Annotated in this window: 21 protein-coding genes; 13 read left to right on the top strand and 8 right to left on the bottom strand. The window is 46.9% G+C overall.

The genetic code is table 11. The features are described 5' to 3' along the window. The first annotated feature begins 172 nt into the window (after positions 1 to 172). The 10 genes from mazG to ACT6PV_RS11700 all read left to right on the top strand — a co-directional run bounded on the left by mazG (position 173) and on the right by ACT6PV_RS11700 (position 7,844). Complete coding sequence (gene mazG, locus ACT6PV_RS11745; RefSeq protein ID WP_445116527.1) at positions 173 to 937, top strand: nucleoside triphosphate pyrophosphohydrolase; 765 nt, start codon at positions 173 to 175, stop codon at positions 935 to 937. Positions 938 to 1,002: 65 nt separating this feature from the next. Next, positions 1,003 to 1,422, top strand: coding sequence for a ComEA family DNA-binding protein (locus ACT6PV_RS11740; RefSeq protein ID WP_445116526.1), 420 nt, complete (start codon positions 1,003 to 1,005; stop codon positions 1,420 to 1,422). A gap of 253 nt (positions 1,423 to 1,675) precedes the next feature. Further along, positions 1,676 to 3,151, top strand: a complete 1,476-nt coding sequence (pcnB, locus tag ACT6PV_RS11735) for a polynucleotide adenylyltransferase PcnB (protein WP_445116525.1) — start codon at positions 1,676 to 1,678, stop codon at positions 3,149 to 3,151. Continuing rightward, a complete protein-coding gene (gene folK, locus ACT6PV_RS11730; RefSeq protein WP_445116524.1) occupies positions 3,148 to 3,636 on the top strand; it encodes a 2-amino-4-hydroxy-6-hydroxymethyldihydropteridine diphosphokinase in 489 nt (162 codons plus the stop codon). The genes pcnB and folK overlap by 4 nt, the downstream gene beginning before the upstream one ends. A gap of 40 nt (positions 3,637 to 3,676) precedes the next feature. Beyond that, positions 3,677 to 4,486 (top strand): 3-methyl-2-oxobutanoate hydroxymethyltransferase, encoded by an 810-nt coding sequence (panB, locus tag ACT6PV_RS11725; protein WP_445116523.1) that lies wholly within the window; start codon positions 3,677 to 3,679, stop codon positions 4,484 to 4,486. Positions 4,487 to 4,488: 2 nt separating this feature from the next. Then, a complete protein-coding gene (gene panC, locus ACT6PV_RS11720) occupies positions 4,489 to 5,334 on the top strand; it encodes a pantoate--beta-alanine ligase (protein WP_445116522.1) in 846 nt (281 codons plus the stop codon). A 35-nt stretch (positions 5,335 to 5,369) separates the two neighbouring features. Further along, positions 5,370 to 6,221, top strand: coding sequence for an RNase adapter RapZ (gene rapZ / locus ACT6PV_RS11715; RefSeq protein ID WP_445116521.1), 852 nt, complete (start codon positions 5,370 to 5,372; stop codon positions 6,219 to 6,221). Further along, positions 6,218 to 6,487 carry an HPr family phosphocarrier protein gene (locus ACT6PV_RS11710; protein ID WP_445116520.1) on the top strand — a complete coding sequence of 90 codons (270 nt, stop codon included), beginning with the start codon at positions 6,218 to 6,220 and terminating at the stop codon, positions 6,485 to 6,487. Before rapZ ends, ACT6PV_RS11710 begins: the two co-directional genes overlap by 4 nt. A 2-nt stretch (positions 6,488 to 6,489) precedes the next feature. Further along, entirely contained in the window at positions 6,490 to 7,029 is a 540-nt protein-coding gene (yjgA, locus tag ACT6PV_RS11705) for a ribosome biogenesis factor YjgA (protein WP_445116519.1), read from the top strand. Between the two features lie 350 nt (positions 7,030 to 7,379). After that, positions 7,380 to 7,844 carry an OmpA family protein gene (locus ACT6PV_RS11700; RefSeq protein WP_445116518.1) on the top strand — a complete coding sequence of 155 codons (465 nt, stop codon included), beginning with the start codon at positions 7,380 to 7,382 and terminating at the stop codon, positions 7,842 to 7,844. Between the two features lie 225 nt (positions 7,845 to 8,069). Here the strand turns inward: ACT6PV_RS11700 and ACT6PV_RS11695 are convergent, their stop codons facing one another. From ACT6PV_RS11695 to ACT6PV_RS11685, 3 genes are all read right to left on the bottom strand, one after another. Next, positions 8,070 to 9,539: an amino acid permease gene (locus ACT6PV_RS11695; RefSeq protein WP_445116517.1), complete on the bottom strand. Its 1,470-nt coding sequence runs from the start codon at positions 9,537 to 9,539 to the stop codon at positions 8,070 to 8,072. 24 nt (positions 9,540 to 9,563) lie between these two features. After that, on the bottom strand, positions 9,564 to 10,577 hold the full coding sequence (locus tag ACT6PV_RS11690; RefSeq protein WP_445116516.1) for a methyltransferase: 1,014 nt from the start codon (positions 10,575 to 10,577) through the stop codon (positions 9,564 to 9,566). A gap of 94 nt (positions 10,578 to 10,671) precedes the next feature. Then, positions 10,672 to 12,042, bottom strand: a complete 1,371-nt coding sequence (locus tag ACT6PV_RS11685) for a uracil-xanthine permease family protein (RefSeq protein WP_445116515.1) — start codon at positions 12,040 to 12,042, stop codon at positions 10,672 to 10,674. A gap of 173 nt (positions 12,043 to 12,215) precedes the next feature. On the opposite strand from ACT6PV_RS11685, the gene typA reads away from it, so the two are divergent. The 3 genes from typA to ACT6PV_RS11670 all read left to right on the top strand — a co-directional run bounded on the left by typA (position 12,216) and on the right by ACT6PV_RS11670 (position 15,592). Further along, positions 12,216 to 14,054: a translational GTPase TypA gene (gene typA / locus ACT6PV_RS11680; protein ID WP_445116514.1), complete on the top strand. Its 1,839-nt coding sequence runs from the start codon at positions 12,216 to 12,218 to the stop codon at positions 14,052 to 14,054. Positions 14,055 to 14,353: 299 nt separating this feature from the next. After that, complete coding sequence (gene mscL / locus ACT6PV_RS11675; RefSeq protein ID WP_445116513.1) at positions 14,354 to 14,785, top strand: large conductance mechanosensitive channel protein MscL; 432 nt, start codon at positions 14,354 to 14,356, stop codon at positions 14,783 to 14,785. Positions 14,786 to 14,854: 69 nt separating this feature from the next. Further along, complete coding sequence (locus tag ACT6PV_RS11670) at positions 14,855 to 15,592, top strand: HAD family hydrolase (protein WP_445116512.1); 738 nt, start codon at positions 14,855 to 14,857, stop codon at positions 15,590 to 15,592. Here the strand turns inward: ACT6PV_RS11670 and ACT6PV_RS11665 are convergent. The 5 genes from ACT6PV_RS11665 to ACT6PV_RS11645 form a co-directional block, all read right to left on the bottom strand. Beyond that, positions 15,560 to 15,844 (bottom strand): peptidylprolyl isomerase, encoded by a 285-nt coding sequence (locus ACT6PV_RS11665; RefSeq protein WP_445116511.1) that lies wholly within the window; start codon positions 15,842 to 15,844, stop codon positions 15,560 to 15,562. The genes ACT6PV_RS11670 and ACT6PV_RS11665 overlap by 33 nt on opposite strands. Before the next feature lie 6 nt (positions 15,845 to 15,850). Then, a complete protein-coding gene (gene mutM / locus ACT6PV_RS11660; protein ID WP_445116510.1) occupies positions 15,851 to 16,678 on the bottom strand; it encodes a bifunctional DNA-formamidopyrimidine glycosylase/DNA-(apurinic or apyrimidinic site) lyase in 828 nt (275 codons plus the stop codon). A gap of 373 nt (positions 16,679 to 17,051) precedes the next feature. After that, complete coding sequence (locus tag ACT6PV_RS11655) at positions 17,052 to 17,873, bottom strand: tetratricopeptide repeat protein (protein WP_445116509.1); 822 nt, start codon at positions 17,871 to 17,873, stop codon at positions 17,052 to 17,054. A 227-nt stretch (positions 17,874 to 18,100) separates the two neighbouring features. Further along, a complete protein-coding gene (locus tag ACT6PV_RS11650) occupies positions 18,101 to 18,811 on the bottom strand; it encodes a DsbC family protein (RefSeq protein ID WP_445116508.1) in 711 nt (236 codons plus the stop codon). A gap of 285 nt (positions 18,812 to 19,096) precedes the next feature. Further along, positions 19,097 to 20,539, bottom strand: a complete 1,443-nt coding sequence (locus ACT6PV_RS11645) for an NCS1 family nucleobase:cation symporter-1 (RefSeq protein ID WP_445116507.1) — start codon at positions 20,537 to 20,539, stop codon at positions 19,097 to 19,099. Between the last annotated feature and the right edge of the window lie 66 nt (positions 20,540 to 20,605).

Below are 20,605 nucleotides of genomic sequence, written 5' to 3'. Positions count from 1 at the left end.
TTTAACGATATTCGGTTAAAAGGCCCTGTATTTCCTGCAAGGTAAACACATGAATCGATTGAATCAAATCAATGCTGAATTAAAATTGATGAATACAGGCCGGATTTAACCAGGAATACATAAATTTTTACTACAATATTAGCGTCTTAGCCCGGCTACACAGGACCTGCATATGGAACAGCTACTGGCAATTATGAAAAAACTCAGGGCTGAATGTCCCTGGGATCAGGCACAGACGCCGGAAAGTCTGACCCGATATACCATTGAAGAAGCCTATGAAGTTGAGGAAGCCATCCGTTCGGGCAATAGCAATGATATTCGTGATGAACTGGGCGATCTGTTATTACAGGTGGTGTTCCAGGCAGAGCTGTACAGTGAACAGGGTGTTTTTGATTTTCAGGATGTAGTGACAGCCATTTCACAGAAATTGATACGTCGCCATCCACATGTATTTAAAGCAGATCAATTTAAGGACTTAAGCGCAGATCAGGTTGCTGGGTTATGGAAAGAAATCAAGCAACAGGAAAAGCAGGGGAAACCGCCGCGTCGTCTGGATGAGATCAAAAATGGTCCGGCCTTGAGTCAGGCCGAACAGATTCAGCAAAATGCAGCCGGCATCGGTTTTGATTTTGCGACCATGCAGGATGCCTATGGCAAATTTGAAGAAGAACTGAACGAATTTAAGCAGGCTGTGGCAGATCAGAATACTGATGAAATCATGGCGGAATTCGGTGATTGTTTATTTTCCCTGGTGAATGTCGGGCGTAAACTTGGCTTGTCCAGCGAAATGGCGTTATTGCGTACGATTTATAAATTTAAGACACGTTTTGCCTATATTGAAGATCAGGCCAGGCAACAGCATAAATCGCTGGAAGGTATGAGTCTGACGGAGATGGATCAGTTGTGGGAGCAGGCTAAACATTGCTCAGGGCAGTAAAATCTGGACGAGTGAATTTAAAATACGACATTGAAAATACAACACTTAAAAATAACAGGCATGGCATGAAAAAATATTTGATTCAAAAGGTTTTCTATCTGATGGTGCTGATGCTGGGCGCAGGGCAGGTGAGTCATGCTCAGAAGTTTGATCAGGCTTATCTGAAATGGAAAGCTGAACAGCAGGCACATGATGCCCGGTTAAAACAGCAGGAGCATGACAATCATTATCTGTCAAAACCATCTTCAGGCCGTTCCGCCGGAGCGGCTGGACACATAGTTCAGGTGACAGCTCAGAAAATCAGTCTGAATTCGGCAGATGTGATGCAGTTGCAGCAGTTGAGTGGTGTTGGCGCAAAAAAGGCACAGGCAATTATTGAGCATCGCAATCAGCATGGGAAATTCAAAAGCATTGATGAGTTAAAACATGTCAAGGGCATCGGTCCGGGGCTTTTTGAAAAAAATAAGGCGCAGCTGAGTTTATAGAATGGACGTCGGGCATGATCATTGTTACAGATTGGGACATCAATCTGTAAAAATGAAAAACAGCGTCATGAATCACACAGTGAATCCATGTTTCAGGATGGGTGACCGAAGTAGACCATGTTGATTTGATCAAACAGAAAATAATGTCAGTATTGAGAATCAGATTGTGATAATCAAATTGCCCTTTAATGGTGTTAGGGATATGATTAGCATAATTATGATTTTTACGTCCTGACGTAGGAGACAGTGTCTTTTGCAAACTTTGCGTGCGTCAAAGTGTGGATTATCCACCTCCCGGTTACCTTCTTCCATTCTGGATGTTATTGATTCTTTAACCAAAGCAGGCTATGAGGCATATATCGTCGGTGGCGGTGTGCGTGATCTGATGCTTGGGCTGAGTCCCAAGGATTTTGATGCCGTGACGGATGCCACGCCATCACAGATTAAGGAAGTGTTTGGCCGACGCTGTAAAATTATCGGGCGTCGTTTTGAATTGGCACATGTGTATTCAGGACGTGAGCTGATTGAGGTTGCCACATTTCGTGCACCACCCAAAAAAGCAGTGACCTCTGCAACAGGCATGATTTTACGGGACAACAACTGGGGCAGCATAGATCAGGATTTTGTCCGTCGCGATTTTTCAATCAATGCCATGTACTATCAGCCACGCAAGGGTCAGGTATTGGACTTCTGTAATGCAATGGCGGATATCCAGTGTAAAACACTGCGTTTATTGGGTGATCCGGTATTGCGCTTTGAGGAAGATCCAGTGCGAATGCTGCGTACGTTGCGTTTTGCAGCCAAACTGAATTTCAGTATTGCACCTGAGATTCTGGATGTTTTTACGCCTGAGATGACCCAGTTATTGCGGGATGTGTCGCCGCATCGTCTGTATGATGAATCACAGAAACTATTTACCATGGGACATCTGCATCAGGTACTGCCCATGCTGATTGACTTTGGTATATGGAAGCAATTATTTGCGGATATTCCACCGCAGATCACGCCGTTTATTGAACGGGCAGCTAAAAATACTGATCAGCGTATTCAGATTGGAAAGACCATTAATCCGGCATTTTTCTATGCCGTTTTATTGTGGAAACCGTTTCTGGAACGTTGTGATTTTTATCTGTCCAAAGGGGTGGTGGCCGTTGAGGCACGTGCTCAGGCCGGTATGGATGTATTGAAGCGTCAGGCGACCCGGACCATTATTCCCCGTTTTGCAGAAACATTTGTACGTGAAGTCTGGGAAATGCAGAGCCGGTTATTGAATCCAAAACCACAGCAAATTGAAGCTTTATCGGTACATGCACGTTTCCGGGCGGGTTTTGACTTTTTATTGTTGCGTGAAAAATCCGGCGATGAAACGACGCAGGGCATGGGTGAGTGGTGGGAGTCCTATCAGAACTTATCCGCAGATGAAAAAGAACGGACCATTCACCAATACAACCGGCAGCGTACCAGAAAACGGCGAAAGTCTGCGGAAGTGGCCGAAGCGCCGGAGTCCGTTGTCAGTGATGCGACTGAGATTGAACCATTGGTCAGGGAGTCGGAGTCACGCAGTAACCGTCGCTCCCGCAACAGGACACAGAGCGGTTCAGGCGGCAGAGACAGAACGGTAATGAAAAATGGTGCTGAATCCGGTGTTGATACAGATCATCCAATTTTAAAACGCAAGCGTGTACAACGTGATTTAGCTCAGGTGACCTTTGGGCCCATACAGCCATGAGTACTACCACTTATATCGGTCTGGGCAGTAATCTTGGCGATTCCCGGCAGTTAATGGCTGAGGCCGTACATAAACTGGCACAGCTGGGCGGCGTGAGAGTGTCCCGACTGTATCAGAGCCTGCCGATGGGACCTCAGGATCAGCCGAGTTATCACAATGCGGTTGCCCAGTTGCAGACAATGCTGGAGCCGCTGGCTTTACTGGATGAATTACAGCGTTTTGAGCAGGAGGCCGGACGTGTGCGTCTGCGTCACTGGGGGGAGCGCAGCCTGGATCTGGATCTTTTGCTTTATGGTGAAAAAAATATTATAAATGAAAGGCTCATTGTGCCGCATGTTGGAATTTTTCATCGTGATTTTGTCATTATTCCGTTACTCGATCTGAATCAGAACCTTGAGATCAAGGGCCATAAACTCCATGATCTGGAGATTGTACAGCATTCAACTTTGACAGTACTTGCTGATTCAGACTGGGCGGAAATTTAAGCCTGTTTTATCCGGAACGCTCATTGATAGAGGAATCGTCATGATCAGCCTAAGTGATTTAAGACAATTTAAGCAGCAGGGACGTAAGTTTTCATGCCTGACCTGCTACGATGCGAGCATGGCAAAGGCCATGGAGCTTGCTGAAATTGACAGTATTTTAGTTGGCGATTCGCTGGGAATGGCAATCCAGGGGCGTGACTCCACGTTGCCTGTGACGGTTGCTGACATGGCTTATCATACTGCTGCAGTACGTCGTGGGAATCAGCATGCATTTTTGCTGACCGATCTGCCCTTTATGAGCTATGCCACTTTAAATGATGCATTGGTCAATGCCCGCACGATGATGCAGGCCGGTGCACAGATGGTCAAGATGGAAGGCACCGCCTGGCTGGCGGAAACCGTACAGGTCCTGACCCGTAACGGGATTCCGGTATGTATCCATCTGGGGCTGATGCCTCAGTCGGTACATGTGTTTGGCGGTTATAAACTACAGGCCCGGACCCGGGCCGCTGCGGATCAGCTGATTGCAGACTGTCAGGCCGTTGTGGATGCAGGCGCTGCACTGCTGTTGCTGGAATGTGTGCCTGCACAGCTGGGTCGGGAAATTGCTGAGTTATTCCCTGGGGTTCCGGTCATCGGGATTGGTGCTGGTGTGGATACTGACGGCCAGGTGCTGGTGGTACAGGACATGCTTGGACTGACCTTCGGCCGTGTTGCACGTTTTGTCCGTAACTTTATGAAGGAACAGTCCGGTGAGACTGCAATTACGGATGCATTCAGGGCATTTCATACAGCGGTGCAGGATCAGAGCTTTCCTGCAAAAGAACATACATTCCAGGTTGAACTGTAAATATGAAAACTGAAACAACCATCCAGGGGTTGTCTGCCTCTTTGAACCCTGCCCGGGCAGCACGCAAAATTATTGGCTTTGTTCCGACCATGGGTAATCTGCATGAAGGTCATTTAAGCCTGGTCCGTGAAGCCAGAAAGTTATGTGATGTGGTGGTGGTCAGTATTTTTGTGAATCCCATCCAGTTCGGTCCCGGTGAAGATTTTGACAACTATCCCCGGACGCTGGAGCAGGACAGTCATCTGCTGGCGGAAGTGGGCTGCGATATTTTATTTGCACCATCGGTTGAACAGATGTACGGCAACCGGCCGAATCTGACCAGTATCAGTGTGGGTGAAGTCAGCAGCGGCTTATGTGGTGCACAGCGTCAGGGGCATTTTGATGGTGTGGCTGTGGTGGTGACCAAGCTGTTTAACATCGTTCAGCCGGGCTTTGCTTTTTTTGGGCAAAAGGACTACCAGCAACTGATGGTGATCAGACAATTGGTACGGGATCTGAACATGCCGGTTGAAGTGATTGGCGTCCCGATCAGCCGGGCTGAGGATGGTCTGGCTTTAAGCTCACGTAATGGTTACCTGTCCGATGCAGAACGTCAGACGGCCCCGGAAATATACGGAACCCTGAAAACGGCTGAAGAGCATCTGCATCAGGGCCAGGCGCTGCAGGATGTACTGGCGCAGATACGAACCAGTTTAACTGATGCCGGCTTTGTGGTGGACTATATTGAAGCCCGCAACCCTAAGTTACAGATGGTTGACCGGTTTGATCAGGACCTTGTCTTGTTTGTTGCTGCAAAACTGGGTAAAACACGTCTTATAGACAACTTACAGGTGAAGTATTCCGCCTGAATTTCCATTGAGAATCCATTGAGGGTTACCTGAGCATGAAGCGTATACTTATCGTCACAGGACAGTCCGGCTCAGGGAAGTCATCTGCATTGCAGGTACTTGAAGACCTGGGTTATTACTGTATCGATAATTTACCATTGGTCCTGTTGCCTGAAATCGTGGAGAAACTGGACAAGGAAAACAACCTGGAACAGCTCGCCCTTGGGGTGGATGTCAGAAGTACCCGGGAAGATTTACAGGGCTTTGACCAGGTTTTTCAGCATTTACAGGAACATGGTGCGGTGGATGTGATTTACCTGACCACCCGGGATCAGGAGCTGATTGCCCGTTTCAGTGCGTCACGGCGTCCACATCCATTATCGACACGCTATCAGAGTCTGAATGAATGCATACAGGAAGAAAAAAGTTTACTGTTGCCCATTCAGCTGCGTGCGACGGTGCATATTGATACCACAGACAAAAGTGTACACGATTTAAAGGATACCTTATTGTCGAAACTGGGGCAGTCCGATAAACTCATCCTGATTTTACAGTCATTTGGCTATAAGCATGGCATTCCACTGGATGCCGATTTTGTATTTGATGTCCGGCATTTGCCTAATCCACACTGGGATCTGGAGCTGCGTAAGTATTCAGGTCTGGATGAGCCCGTACGTAAATTTCTGGAAGACAGTGAGCAGACAACGGAGATGTTTCAGGATATTTATCAGTTCCTGAACAAATGGTTGCCTGCCTTTGCAGAAGGACATCGTCACTATCTTACGGTATCCATTGGTTGCACCGGCGGCCAGCACCGTTCGGTTTATATTGTGGACAGACTGAAAGAGGCGCTGGCGTCAAAATGGTCTGTTCAGGTTTTACACAGGGAAATGAAGCACTGGTCATGATTGACACAACTGTTGATGTAATTAATAAACTGGGATTGCATGCGAGAGCGTCTGGAAAACTGATTGAAGTCACGACGAAATTCCGTGCATCCATTCAGATTGGCAAGGGTGAAAAACTGGTGGACGCCAAAAATATTCTTTCCCTGCTGATGCTGGGGGCGGGTAAAGGCACCACTTTGCGGCTTGTGATTGAAGGCACAGATGAAGAACATGCCTTATCTGAAGTTCAGGCACTTTTTGCAGCAAAATTTTACGAGGCAGATTAATCGTGGCACGTCGTCCGCAACGTTTTACCGAAGATGATTTTGAGTCTCTGGAAGGACGTGCAAGTAAAACCGAACAGAAGAAAGCCGTGCAACGCATGGCAGCACTGGGAGAACAGCTTGCAGAGCTGTCAAAAAAGCAAATTGAACAGTTGCCTGTCGAGCAGCGTCTGATAGAGGCGCTGCTGGATGTGCAGTTGATCACGTCATTTGAAGCCCGCCGGCGTCAGTTTCAGCGGATTGGTAAATTATTGCGCAATGAAGATGAAACCATTGTGCTGTCCTATCTGACCCCGAAGCAGGGCGCCAAAAAAACGGCACAGCTGCAACGCTGGGTGGATCGGATTATTGTCCAGGGCGATCCGGTGATTCACGAATTTGCCAAAATTTACAATGCTGCAGAGCGACATACCCTGCGTCAACATTTACTGCGGATCCAGCGGGACATGAGCCGGCAGGCACCGGAAGCTGAACTGGATGAGTCAAAACTCAGGCTGTTCAACTATGTCCAGCAGGTGGCCCTGATTTCGGATAACGCCAGATAAACAGCATTCATCCACAGTTTTCATAGCCATTGTTTTATGTATTTGTCTTATGCATTTCAGGAAGCAGATACGCCGGTAAAGCATGCTAAGACCTGTCGGACATGCAATGGAAAGACTTAATTGTATAAATTTTGCTGTATGAATTATTGTATATTTCTGCATCCCTAAAGTGATTTAAAGAAAAAACTATCCAGATATACGCCACTTTTTTTTACCACCGATGGTGGATGACGATGTTATGGGAATATTCCGAAGCTGGAAAATGTCGGAATCAGCTTCCCATTTTTGTTTTTTACATGTTAGACTTTAAAAGTAATATCTAATAAAAATCCATAGTTAAGAGAATATTCATGAAACTTATTATTCCGGCACTGATATTGACAGCTTTGTTTTTAGGTGGATGTACCACGACTAAACAGACGACAAAACCCAGTCAGACCATCAGCCCTGAACATCAGAAAGTTATTGATGAGTTGCGAAAGGGCGCATCCATATATTTCAACAAAAATTCATCTGATATTGATCCCCGTTATGAAAGCTATCTGGCCACAGCGGCAAGCATGCTGAACCAGAATACGCATTATGTTGTGGCGTTGCAGGGGCATACGGACAGCAGTGGTTCAGCCACCACCAATTCCCGTATTTCCTATACACGTGCAAATACCATACGCAATCTGCTGGTGACACAATATGGCGTGGATCCTGCGCAGGTGACAGCGGAAGGTGTGGGCTCAGCAGATCCGGTGGCTTCAAATGACACACCGGATGGCCGGGCTCAGAACAGACGTGTTACCGCAACCTTGAAAATCCGATAACCGGTTTGATTGAATCGGGTGATTTTCCGGGCTTCATGTGGAAGGCCCCGATGCTTTGAGTGCTCCATACTCAATTACTGTTGATCGATCTATTCCCGCAAATTGCTGTTGATCTCTGTAAGCCAATGAAAACTTTCTGGCAGCACAGAGCGATGAAGTATCGTCAGGACAGCGATGACATGAAATATAAAAAAGCAGCCGGCAAGGCTGCTTTTTTTAAATGGATCAGGATGATTCCTTATCGACCTCAACAGGTCTGACATCCATCTGTTGATAGGCAATAAGCTTAGTTTTATTTTTCCATTTATAGCCCAGCCAGATCACCAGGAACAGTGGAATGCTGATATATGTGGAGAGCACGGACAGCCATTCACCCTGCACAATGGCCTGATAGTTCTGCCCGAGTACCACAATGGAACAGAGAATAAAGGCAAACCACGGTGCAAAGGGGAAGAATCTGGCACGGTAGGCCAGGTCTTCAAGCCTGTAACCTTGCGCCAGATAGCCTTTTCGGAAACGATAGTGGGAAATTGCAATCCCCAGCCAGACAATGAAACCGCACATTCCGGACATATTCAACAGCCAGTTGAACACCTGCTGTTCTCCAATGAAGGTGGTCAGGAAACACAGTGCAGCAACTGCCGTGGTGGCATACAGCGCATTCATGGGCACGCCACGCATGTCCAGCCGGGCAAACCACTCTGGTGCACGGCCCTTGCGTGCCATGTCAAACAGCATACGGGTGGATGAATACATGCCTGAATTACCCGCAGACAGAATGGCTGTTAAAATGACGGCATTCATCAGGCCTGCAGCAAAGGCCAGACCAGCTTTTTCATACAACAGGGTAAACGGAGACAGGGTAATGTTGCCATCGCCTTCTGCTGCCAGCGAAAGATTCGGGTCGGTATAGGCAACCAGGGTACCGATAATAAAAATACACAGGATATAGAACAACAAAATGCGCCAGAAAATCTGCTTAATTGCCAGGGGAATGGTCTTTTTCGGATCCCTGGATTCACCGGCCGCAACCCCTACCATTTCAGTGCCCTGGAACGAGAATCCGGCAATCATGGCAACACCGATCATGGCCTGTAAACCACCGACAAAAGGGGCATCTCCAATGGTCCAGTTTTTCAGAATGGTGTCCTGTGGATCCAGCATGATCCGGCCGATCATGAAGAGACCAATGCCAATAAAGACAATAATGGCAATGACTTTGACCAGTGAAAACAGGAACTCGGTTTCACCGAAACCCTTGACGGTCATGGCATTGATAAAAAAGATAATGCCCAGGAATAAGGCGCTCCACCAGAAGCCGGCAATATCCGGGAACCAGAATTTCATGATGAACTGGACGGCGACCAGCTCAAAAGCAACGGTAATGGCCCAGTTGTACCAATAGTTCCAGCCCAGGGCAAAGCCAAAACCTTCTTCAACATATTTATTGCCGTAGGTAAAAAATGCGCCGGAAGTCGGATTATGAGTGGCCAGTTCGCCGAGGCTGGTCATGAGAAAGTAAATCATCACACCGATCAGCATATAGGCAAGCAGTGCACCACCGGGACCTGCAGTGGCAATGGTCTGGCCTGAAGCAAGAAATAGACCTGTACCGATGGAGCCACCAATGGCGATCATATTGAGATGTCGGGCGCCAAGCTTACGCTTGAGCTGCGGGTGATGTGTTTCGCTCATTGCGATTCCTTAATCTTGTCGTTTTCAGGCATGGGCATATAGCACCTTAAAGCCCTGCTGATCAGCTTTAATGGTACATTGACCAAAACGCTGCTCAATTAATGCTGGATAGTTTAAAAAACGATTGGCAACAATCCACAACTCACCACCGGGTTTCAGGTGTGATCTGGCTTCATGACACAAAGCTTCACTCACATCATAACTGGTGTGAATTCCCTGATGAAAAGGCGGATTGCTGATAATGGCATCCAGTCCGGTCGGTGCATCACCGAAGCCTGTTACGGCCTGAAGATGCAGTTGCTCTGCTGGAATGGCATTATGCTCAAATGTCTTTTGTGTGGAATACAGTGCAAATGCATCGACATCCATGGCGTAAATGAGATTGGCCGTATTTAATTTTGCCAGATAGCAGCCAATAATTCCCGCACCACAACCAAAGTCGGCGAGTTTACCTGATTTTACCTGATTCAGGTAAGTTAAAAGTACTGTAGTGCCCGTGTCTGGACGATCCTGACTGAATACACCGGGCAGGGCGTGGATCTGAAGTTTTTCGTTATTGACTTGAATTTCATAGTGTTTAAACCATGAATCCAGCGGTTTAAGCACGGTGGTCTGTTCAAGTGTCATATGCCAGAACTGGCAGTGACGGGCGCTGTCGAGTTTGACGGTTTTGCCAAAGGGTTGCAGTTGTTTTGCAGCGCGTTCCACACCGCCTTTTTTCTCGCCGACCAGAAAAATATCAGCCCCTGCTGACAAATGACCGGCAACCGTATGCAGAATATAGTTCAGCAGTTCCCTGGATTTCGGCACAAAAATAACGACCTGGTCCACGCGCTGCGCCGGGAATTCAACTGAAAAATGGGCATGCAGACCTGCTCTGAGATGGGCCTGATATTCACTGAAATTCCAGCTCCAGAGGGTGGCCTGAATCTGTGGTCCCAGGTGCTGAATCAGTTGATCCGCAGGCGCATTAATGAACAGGACTTGTCCTTTCAGATAACTTTTTTGCCGGATAACCACTTCACTTTTTGGATCCATGTAAACCACTCATTGTTAATCACTGGAATAATATTGTTCGACCATCATCAATCAGGCCCGGCGGGAACCGGGTACATTACAGGGAATCAGTCAGTTATTTCTGGGATATCGGTAAAATAATATTCAGAATCAGTGCGGCAATGCCACCGGTTGCCACGCCGGAGCTGAAAATATTGCGGATCAGTTCCGGCATATGCTCCAGAATCTGGGGTACCTGAGCAACACCCAGTCCCAGGGCCAGCGAAACTGCAATAATCAGCAATGCCCTGCGGTCAAGATGAACGCCGGACAGAATATTAATGCCGGAGGCAGCCACCGCGCCGAACATGACCATGACTGCGCCGCCTAATACGGCCTGTGGAACAGCCTGAATAACTGCCGCAACCGCTGGAAAGAGTCCCAGGATGATCAGCATCAGGGCAATCCAGATGCCGACATAACGACTGGCGACGCCGGTCAGTTGAATCACGCCATTGTTCTGGGCAAATACCGAGCTTGGAAAAGTATTGAAAATACCGGCCAGCAGGGAATTTGCACCATTGACCAGTACACCGCCCCTGATCCGCTGCATCCATTGGGGGCCGTCAACCGGTTGACCGGAAATTCTGGAGGTGGCGGTAATATCGCCAATGGCTTCCAGTGATGTCACCAGATAAATAAAGGCAATGGGAATAAACAGTCCCCAGTCAAAACTGAGACCGAAATGCATTGGCATCGGGATCTGTATCAGTGGCGCATCGCTGGGACCGGAGAAATCCAGATATCCCATAAAACCGGCCAGGATATAGCCGGTGATCAATGCAATGAGGATGGCTGAACTCTTAATCCATACAATAGAAACCCGGTTCAGCAGAATAATGATTGCCAGCACGCTGCATGACATGATCAGATTATCCGCATTGGCAAAAGTTTTGCTTTCCATGGCCTGATAACCGCCCCCCATGCTGATCAGTCCCTCCTTGATCAGTGTCAGGCCAATCAGTAAAACCACAATACCGGTCACCAGCGGGGTAATCAGTTTTTTAACCCAGGGTAAAACACGCGATACGCCCATTTCAATAAAAGAACCGGCAATGACCACCCCAAAAATGGCTGCCATCACCTGATTGACCGGAACACCGGATGCGGTCATGGCTGAACCGATGGCAATAATGGGACCGATGAAATTAAAACTGGTGCCCTGGACAATCAGCAGACCGGCACCCAATGGTCCTATTTTTTTGCATTGCAGGAATGTGGCAATCCCGGAAATCACCAGTGACATGGACAAAATCATGCCGGTGTCCTGTCTGGAGACACCCAGCGCCAGACAGATCAGCAAGCCCGGTGTAATAATGGGAACAATAATCGCCAGCAGGTGTTGCAGGGCAGCAAAAAAAGCAATCAACGGTCGGGGATGGTCATTCAGACCGTAGACAAGATCACTGTGATTTTGCCGGTCTGGGGGAGTGTGTGAGTCAGCCATAAAGAAATGGAACAGCAGTAATTTGCTGTTATTCTAATCGAGTTACATGACTTTACGGAATAAAAAAGCGGAATAATCATCAAAAAAACTTGTAACTGTCAATAAACTGTCACTACTCAAAGGCATCATTTTTTTGTATAATTTGCCCTCAAATTTTAGGCGTATCGAAATTCATGTCAGATATTAAAAATCTCCGCAACATTGCAATTATTGCACACGTTGACCACGGTAAAACCACTCTTGTCGATAAACTATTACAACAATCAGGCGCACTCGGTGAACGGGCGGGTGAGATTGAGCGTGTCATGGATTCGAATGCGCTGGAAAGTGAGCGCGGTATTACCATTCTTGCAAAAAACACCGCCATTAAATGGCTGGATAAGCGTACCGATACCGAGTACCGCATTAATATTGTCGACACACCGGGACACGCAGACTTCGGTGGCGAAGTGGAACGGGTCATGTCGATGGTGGACTGTGTGCTGCTGCTGGTGGATTCCCAGGAAGGTCCGATGCCGCAGACCCGTTTTGTAACGCAGAAAGCATTTGCACGCGGGCTGAAACCGATTGTCATCATCAATAAAGTGGACAAGCCAAGTGCACGTCCGGATTGGGTGATTGATCAGGTATTTGATTTGTTTGATAACCTGGGCGCATCGGATGAGCAACTGGATTTCCCAATTGTTTATGCATCCGGTCTGCGTGGTGTTGCCGGTCCGGCACCGGATCAGCTTGCCGAAGATATGACCCCATTATTTGAAACCATTGTGGACATTGTTGAACCACCTGCGGTGGATGCAGACGGTCCATTCCAGATGCAGATTTCATCACTGGATTATAACAGTTTCGTTGGGGTAATCGGTGTCGGTCGTATTCAGCGTGGTTCAGTCAAAACCAACACCCCGGTCACTGTGGTGGATAAGGAAGGCAAGACACGTAATGGCCGGATTCTGAAAATCATGGGTTATCACGGTCTGGAACGTGTGGATGTGGAGTCTGCACAGGCGGGTGATATTATCTGTATTACCGGTATTGATGCCCTTAATATTTCCGACACCATCTGTGATCCAAAAAATGTTGAAGCATTGCCGCCGTTATCTGTGGATGAACCAACGGTTTCCATGACATTCCAGGTCAATAATTCACCATTTGCAGGTCGTGAAGGTAAATTTGTAACATCACGTAACATTCGTGAGCGTCTGGATCGTGAGCTGATTCACAACGTTGCACTGCGTGTGGAAGACACGGATTCTCCGGATCGTTTCAAAGTATCTGGTCGTGGTGAACTTCATCTGTCCGTTCTGATTGAAAACATGCGCCGTGAAGGTTTTGAGATGGGGGTATCCCGTCCGCAGGTGATCATGAAGGAAATTGATGGTCAGATGCAGGAACCCTATGAAAATGTAACCTTTGATGTGGAAGAGCAGCATCAGGGCGCCATCATGGAGCAAATGGGCAACCGTAAGGGCGAATTGACCAATATGGAAGTGGATGGCAAGGGCCGTATCCGTATTGAGGCAACTGTTCCATCCCGTGGTCTGATTGGTTTCCGTTCTGAGTTCCTGACCATTACCTCCGGTACCGGGATCATGACGTCCAGCTTTTCGCACTATGGTCCTGCGAAACAGGGCGCAGTTGCAAAACGTCAGAATGGTGTACTGATTTCCATGGTCAATGGAACCTGCCTGGCATTTGCCTTATTCAGCCTTCAGGACCGTGGCCGTCTGTTTGCAGAGCCACAACTGGAAGTTTATGAAGGGATGATCGTCGGTATGAACTCACGTTCAGACGATATGGTGGTTAACCCGACCAAGGCAAAACAGTTAACCAACATGCGTGCTTCCGGTACGGATGAAGCGCTGATTCTGACCCCTGCCATTAAATTCACGCTTGAACAGGCACTTGAATTTATTGAAGATGATGAACTGGTTGAAGTCACGCCGAAATCTGTACGGATCCGTAAGAAATTCCTGACGGAAAATGAGCGTAAACGTGCTTCACGTGGTATGTAATATGCTTTGATCCGCATTTGGTCAGGCTGATTTAAATCAGCCTCGCCGGGTTTGTTGACAGATCATATCCTGCCTGCATGATGAGCTGAATATTTGCGGCCTTGGCCGAAAGGCTGACAAATGCTGAGCCGGATGTGTGACAAAAAGCCGCAATCTTTAATTGAATTGCGGCTTTTTTGTATAAAAATCACTACAACGCATTGGAAAATAAAAAAAACGCTGTAAATTATGTCAAAATGTATATGTCAAAAATTATACTGCGTCAAAAAAATAGAGAAGCAAAAATTCTGGAGATTTAAATGAGTATTATTAATGAGTTCCGCGAATTCGCGGTGAAAGGCAACATGATGGACATGGCGATTGGTGTGATCATCGGTGGTGCCTTTGGTAAAATCATTGATTCGCTGGTCAAGGATATCATCATGCCGTTAATTTCCGTCCTTACCGGCGGTGGTGTGGATTTTACCCAGAAATTCGTTGTGCTTGGAGACAACCCCAATAACCTGCAATCGCTGGATGAACTGACCAAGGCCGGTGTCAACGTACTGACCTATGGTAACTTTATCACCATCTTCCTGAATTTCCTGATTCTGGCATGGGTGGTGTTTCTGATGGTGAAAGTGATTAACCGTATCCGTACGCCGGCTGAAGTTGAAGCAGCTGCAACACCTGAAGATGTGACACTGCTGCGTGAAATCCGTGATGAGCTGAAAAATCGTCCTCAGGCTTGAGGGTCTGTCAGATGAATAAAAACGGCACTTAAATTTAAGTGCCGTTTTTTTATAAAAAATAAAAGTTAAATGTCTCATTTATCTGTTGATCAGGTGATTATTTTTGATCTGGACCGGACCATTTTTGACTGGGACCGGGTGCAGCAGTTTGCCAGGCAACAGGTGAATCAGTTACTGGCTGGCCATTATATTGATGCCGATAATTTCTGGCAGCGTTATGATGTAATTCAGCCACAACTGTGGCAGCGTGTGCAGGATGGTAAGATCACGATTGAGGCATTTCGCAGATTACGTTATGTCCGTCCACTGGAAAAAATGGGTGTGGATGTACAGCTGGCCGATCAGTTGAATGCATGTTTTGTTGAACATGCATTGAATACCGCATTATTTTGTGAAGGGGCCACTGAGCTGCTCGACTGGCTGCTCAGCCAGCCGGTGCAACTGGTGCTGTTGACGAATGGTCCGAGTGATGGACAGCGTCAGAAAATCAGAAATTTACAACTGGATCGATGGTTTAAGCATTATTTTATCAGCGAAGAAACCGGACATTCCAAGCCGGCACCCGCAGCATTCATGCAGATCTGTCAGCAGCTGAACGTTGTTCCGGCGCAATGTTTAATGGTGGGGGATGATCGGGCGCTGGACATTGCAGCGGCCATGCAGTCTGGTATGGCAGTGTACTGGGTCAGACCACCGGGGGGTGTTACAGCAGATGAGCATTTGCATATACGACAGGGTAGCCTGAGCGAGTTGAAGCATGTATTGCAGCGTCGCCTAAAAATCCATCCGGAATTTAATTTCCACTAAATGAAATCCAAACTGACTTTTAACCGGTCCATGCAGAATCCGTTCTGCACCGGTGAAGACCAGTTTGTCGATGACCGGAACCATTTGCCCCTTTTTGACTTCGCCCAGTTCACCCCCTTTTTTTGCAGAATTACAGGTTGAGTATTGCATGGCAATTCTGGAAAAATCTGCGCCGTCATGAATTTTCTTTTTTAACTGCTCAGCCAGATTTTTTTCTTTCACCAGAATATGACGGACAATTGCTGTCTTCATTTTACTTTACCTCATTGGATTTGTTTTCCTGAACGGCTGGCACTGGGGGCAGAATACACTGGCCCGTTGTCCCAGTTTCAGGTTTTCCAGTGTGGTTTCGCAATTGACGCACATCTCACCGGCCCGGCCATAGACCAGCAGGGTCTGTTGAAAATAGCCATTTTCACCCATCGCATTGCTGTAGTCTCTCAGGGAAGAACCCCCCAGCTCAATGGCCTGTTTCAATATGCGCTTAATCTCCATGACAAGCGTGTGAATCTGTTCAGTGCTCAGACTTGATGCAGGCTGAGCAGGATGGATCCCTGAATTGAATAAACTTTCGCTCGCATAGATATTGCCGACACCCACCACTGTATGGTTATCCATTACTGCAACTTTTATGCCGACATTCTTATTTCTGAGTTTTTGCACCAGATATTCGGTATTAAAGGCTGCACTGAGTGGTTCAGGTCCCAAAGGATCCAGTAGCTTGCTTTGAGTCTGCGCATCGCGCCACAGAATACAGCCAAAACGCCGGGGATCATGATAACGCAGTTGCATGTTTTCAAACTGAATGATCAGATGATCGTGTTTTCTGGTTTCAGTATTGGCCTCACATAATCTGAAACTGCCGGACATTCCCAGATGCCACAGCATGCTGTCCTGTTCAAATTCGGCCAGCAGGTATTTGGAGCGACGGCTCAGACTGAGCAACCGCTGGCCCTGAAGCTTATGCATATCGGCTGGAATGGGCCAGCGCAGGCGGGATTCACGGACCTGAACAGAAACCACCTTTTGTCCAGTCAATGGCAGCAGACTGGTTCGGGTGGTTTCAACTTCGGGTAGTTCAGGCATGTCATTCTCAATATTCAGATTTTCCGTTAAGGGTCATTGTAGCCAGGAAAAAATGATCAATAAAGCGGATGGAGGATGGTAAGTGATACACCATTAAAATGGGTATATGATTAAGCTGGAATCAATATTAGACTTCTTTTGCAAGTATCATTTTTAATGATTTTGGATATTAAAAATTCCTGAAAAATCATAACTTATAGAGGCTTTGTTGCACAAACCTATTCTTGACGGTTTATTCAGCAATATAATTTCCGAATGAATAAACTTAAATCTAAAATTTATCGTACAACCAATAGAAAATTATATCCTGATTGCAGCAAAAAATAATAAAAAAAACTCTCCGAAGAGAGTTTGATCAGGGAGAGCAGCTGGGTTATTTTTTTGTCGGTGTTTTTTCGGCAGTTTTTGCCGGCGCCTTTGCCTGTTCAGCAATCATTTTGTTGACCACATCCAGCGACTCTCTAGCTTTGGGCACATTGTCCTGTGCCAGTGCGGTATAGATTTTTTTCGCTTCAGGCAGGTTCCGATCTACAATATTGCCATTGGTCATCATATTGGCAACAGCCATTAATGCCGGAATATAACCTTTTTTCGCAAGGTCCTGAATAGCTGTTAAGCCCTGTTTAATCAATGCTTCATTTTTGGTTTTAAAGCCATTGGTAATGTCATACAGTGCTTTGGCATGAATGGCCTGATAGTTGCCTTTTTTCAGCAGGGGATCAAGTTTCTGTAAAGCCTGTTTATCTGACTCAGGTTTTCCCTCGGCAAATAACATAACAGCCCACTCTACGGTGGCATCATCCAGTCCCTGGGCTGAAGCTTTTTCCAGATATTCCCTGGCTTTTTTCTCGTCTTTTGTCAGGCCCAGTGAACCGGTGCCATAACTCTGAGCAAGCAGGTAACTGGCGATCGAATAACCCTTATCTGATGAATCCTGATAATATTTCACCGCTTTTTTATCATCTTTAGCAGTGCCCTGGCCTGTATGCGTCAGGTAGCCGAGATTGTACATGGCCTGCGCATTACCGGCCTTTGCCAGTTTATCCAGTTCCTGATAGGCCGCAGTAAAATTTTTAGCCTGAACCAGCGCTTCGATTTTTGCAAAAACAGGATCAATGCCTGTCTCGGGTGCATCCGCTGCAAAGCTGCCGGCAGCAGACAGGGAAAGCAGTGTCGCGAGTAGAATTTTTTTCATACAGTGTTCTTACCTTGTTGTAACGTCAGCATTATTCCATTGATGCAGATCGGAAAAATATTTTAAGCCCTTTCAATCTTAATTTGAATGTTGTGAATGTAAATAGGGCAATTGTATGGGATGCTGTATTTATGTCATATTTTTATTAAATAAAGTGGATGAAAAATTATGTCTGATGACATCCGCAGGGTCAGCATACAGGCGCGTGCGAGTGGTGCAAATCCGTATTATTTTACCGCATTCAAAAGCCGTTCAATGTCGCTGGCACTGCGTGCCCCTGAAATACGACTGCCATCGCTGAGGAAAAATGTCGGTGTGCCGCTGATCTGCAGTTGATTGGCCAGCTGGATGTTCTTTTCAACCGGTGTGGTGCAGTCCGCAGTTTTTTTCGGTTTTTTCTGATGGATCAGATAATCCTGCCAGCTTTGATACGGATCCTTTGAACACCAAACCTGACGGGCCACATTGGCTGCATTGGGATGTAATCCGGTGATTGGGTATAAAAACAGATAAATGGTGACATTCTCAACTTTCGCCAATTCCTTTTCCAGTTTCTGACAGTATGGACAATCCGGATCACTGAACAGATATAACACCCGTTCCCCCTTGCCTTTAACATGTTTGATGGCCTGATCCAACGGCAGGGTTTTGACATCAATGCGCTTTAAGATCTGTTCACGTTGTTCGGTAATATTTTTCTGTCCTTTGACGTCAATCAGATTCCCCACAAGAAAATATTTGGCTGTTTCATCGGTATAGACAATTCGTCCTCCCATATAGACTTCGTAAATGTCCTTAAATGGTGATGGATTGACTGATTTCACCGGAATTTCAGGATACTGCGCCTTGAGGTTCTGTTGCAGGGTTTTGATATCTGCATGTGCTGTGGCAGTGAAGCCGATTATACTGAAGAGCAGGGCGGTCAAACGGATTTTCATGGACAATACTCAAAAAATACTGCTTTTATCCTGCTGGAAATCGGATGCCGGATATAGCTCAGTCGTGTAACTTTTCAGATTTTTTCCGATAAGATTGAGCGTTGATATATGTGTCCTGGATGTTCTGACAACGCTGACAGCATATATAAGGTCATTATCATATCAAACATCCTCTCTAAATCTCCTCCCACCTTTAACCGGTCTGTCGTCAGACCTTGTGACCGGTGGGGCGTGTAACAGTGGGCTGGAAATGAGCTAAAAGTACGATGGGAATGGTCATTGAGATTATTTACCTGAGATTTTTGAAAGCGCTGTTTGTGTGACGGTAGCGGGAACACGTGCCAGGAAGTAATAAAATGATGAACCCAGCAGTGCGCCAATAAACCAGTTAAACGGTGCCAGATGCTGCAGGGCAGGGACCAGGGTAAACACCAGACCGATGACGACTGCAGGCAGTAACGCAGCAATGGCTTTGGGATTAAAGCCACCTTTATACCAGTATTGTCCTCCGGGCTGATCATTGAACAGATCATCCACAAGCACCTGCTGTTTTTTAATGAAATAAAAATCTGCAATTAAAATGCCGAACAGCGGGCCGATAAAAGCAGCAAGTACATCCAGGGTGTAATGGATCAGTTCAGGAGAGTGAAACAGATTCCAGGGGGTGATCAGCACAGAACCTACGGCAGCGATCATACCGCCGGTTCTGAAACTGATTTTCCGTGGAAAAATATTGGAGAAATCAAAACCGGCGGATACAAAATTGGCGACAATATTAATGCCGATGGTTGCTGTCAATACGGTCAGCAGGCCGAGAATCACCACAACAGTATGATCAATCATGGCCACCGTTTCCAGTGGATCGGTCACCATTTTTCCATACAGGCTATAGGTACCGGACACAGTGACCACGGTAATCAGTGAAAAGAAAATAAAATTAAAGGGCAATCCCCATAAGTTGCCTTTTTTAACCTGTTGCATGGATTTTCCATAACGGGAAAAGTCACCAAAATTTAATAATGGGCCTGAGAAATAGGAAACCACCAGTGCAATGGCAATCATCAGCTGACCGAACTGTTCTGTTGCGCTCAGTTGTTTCTGACTTAAATTAAAGGAAATATTATGCCATCCCACCTGACTGACCAGCCAGGCGGCCAGAGCGAACATTACCACGTAAACCATGGGGCCGGCCCAGTCAATAAAGACTCTAATGGCCTGCATGCCTTTCCAGAACACCAGTGCCTGTAAGATCCACATGAACACGAAGCATATCCAGCCAATTGCAGAAAGGCCGGCAAAGCTGGACTGTGTCAGCGGCGCAAGCTCAGGAAAGAATTTCAGCAACATCAGCATCAGTGCATTTGACGCAAGCCAGGTCTGAATTCCGTACCAGGACAGGGCAATTAACCCCCGGATCAGTGCCGGAATTCTGGCGCCATAAACACCGAATGCCTGGCGGGCAATGACGGCATAGGGCACACCACTGAGCTGACTGGGTCTGGCCACTAAATTGGCACAGAGCTGAACAATGACAATGCCGATGATCAGTGCGGCAAATACCTGCCAGCTGGCCAGTCCAAGGGCAAATAGACTGGCGGCCACTACATAACCACCGATACTGTGTACGTCTGACATCCAGAAGGAAAAAATGTTGTACCAGGACCAGTTTTGCCGGGATGGTGCAAGATCGGCATTGGTCAGTTTTGGGCTATAATTTTTGTTCTGCATGGCAATTCCCTGGGTGAGCGCTTGTTATGTTTTGAGCAGGAATTGTGCCAATTGGTGATTTTTAAA

It is taken from the genome of Acinetobacter sp. WZC-1 (genome assembly GCF_052544965.1).
Note: the sequence above shows the minus strand (reverse complement) of the source record. Positions and strands in the feature narration are given on the sequence as shown.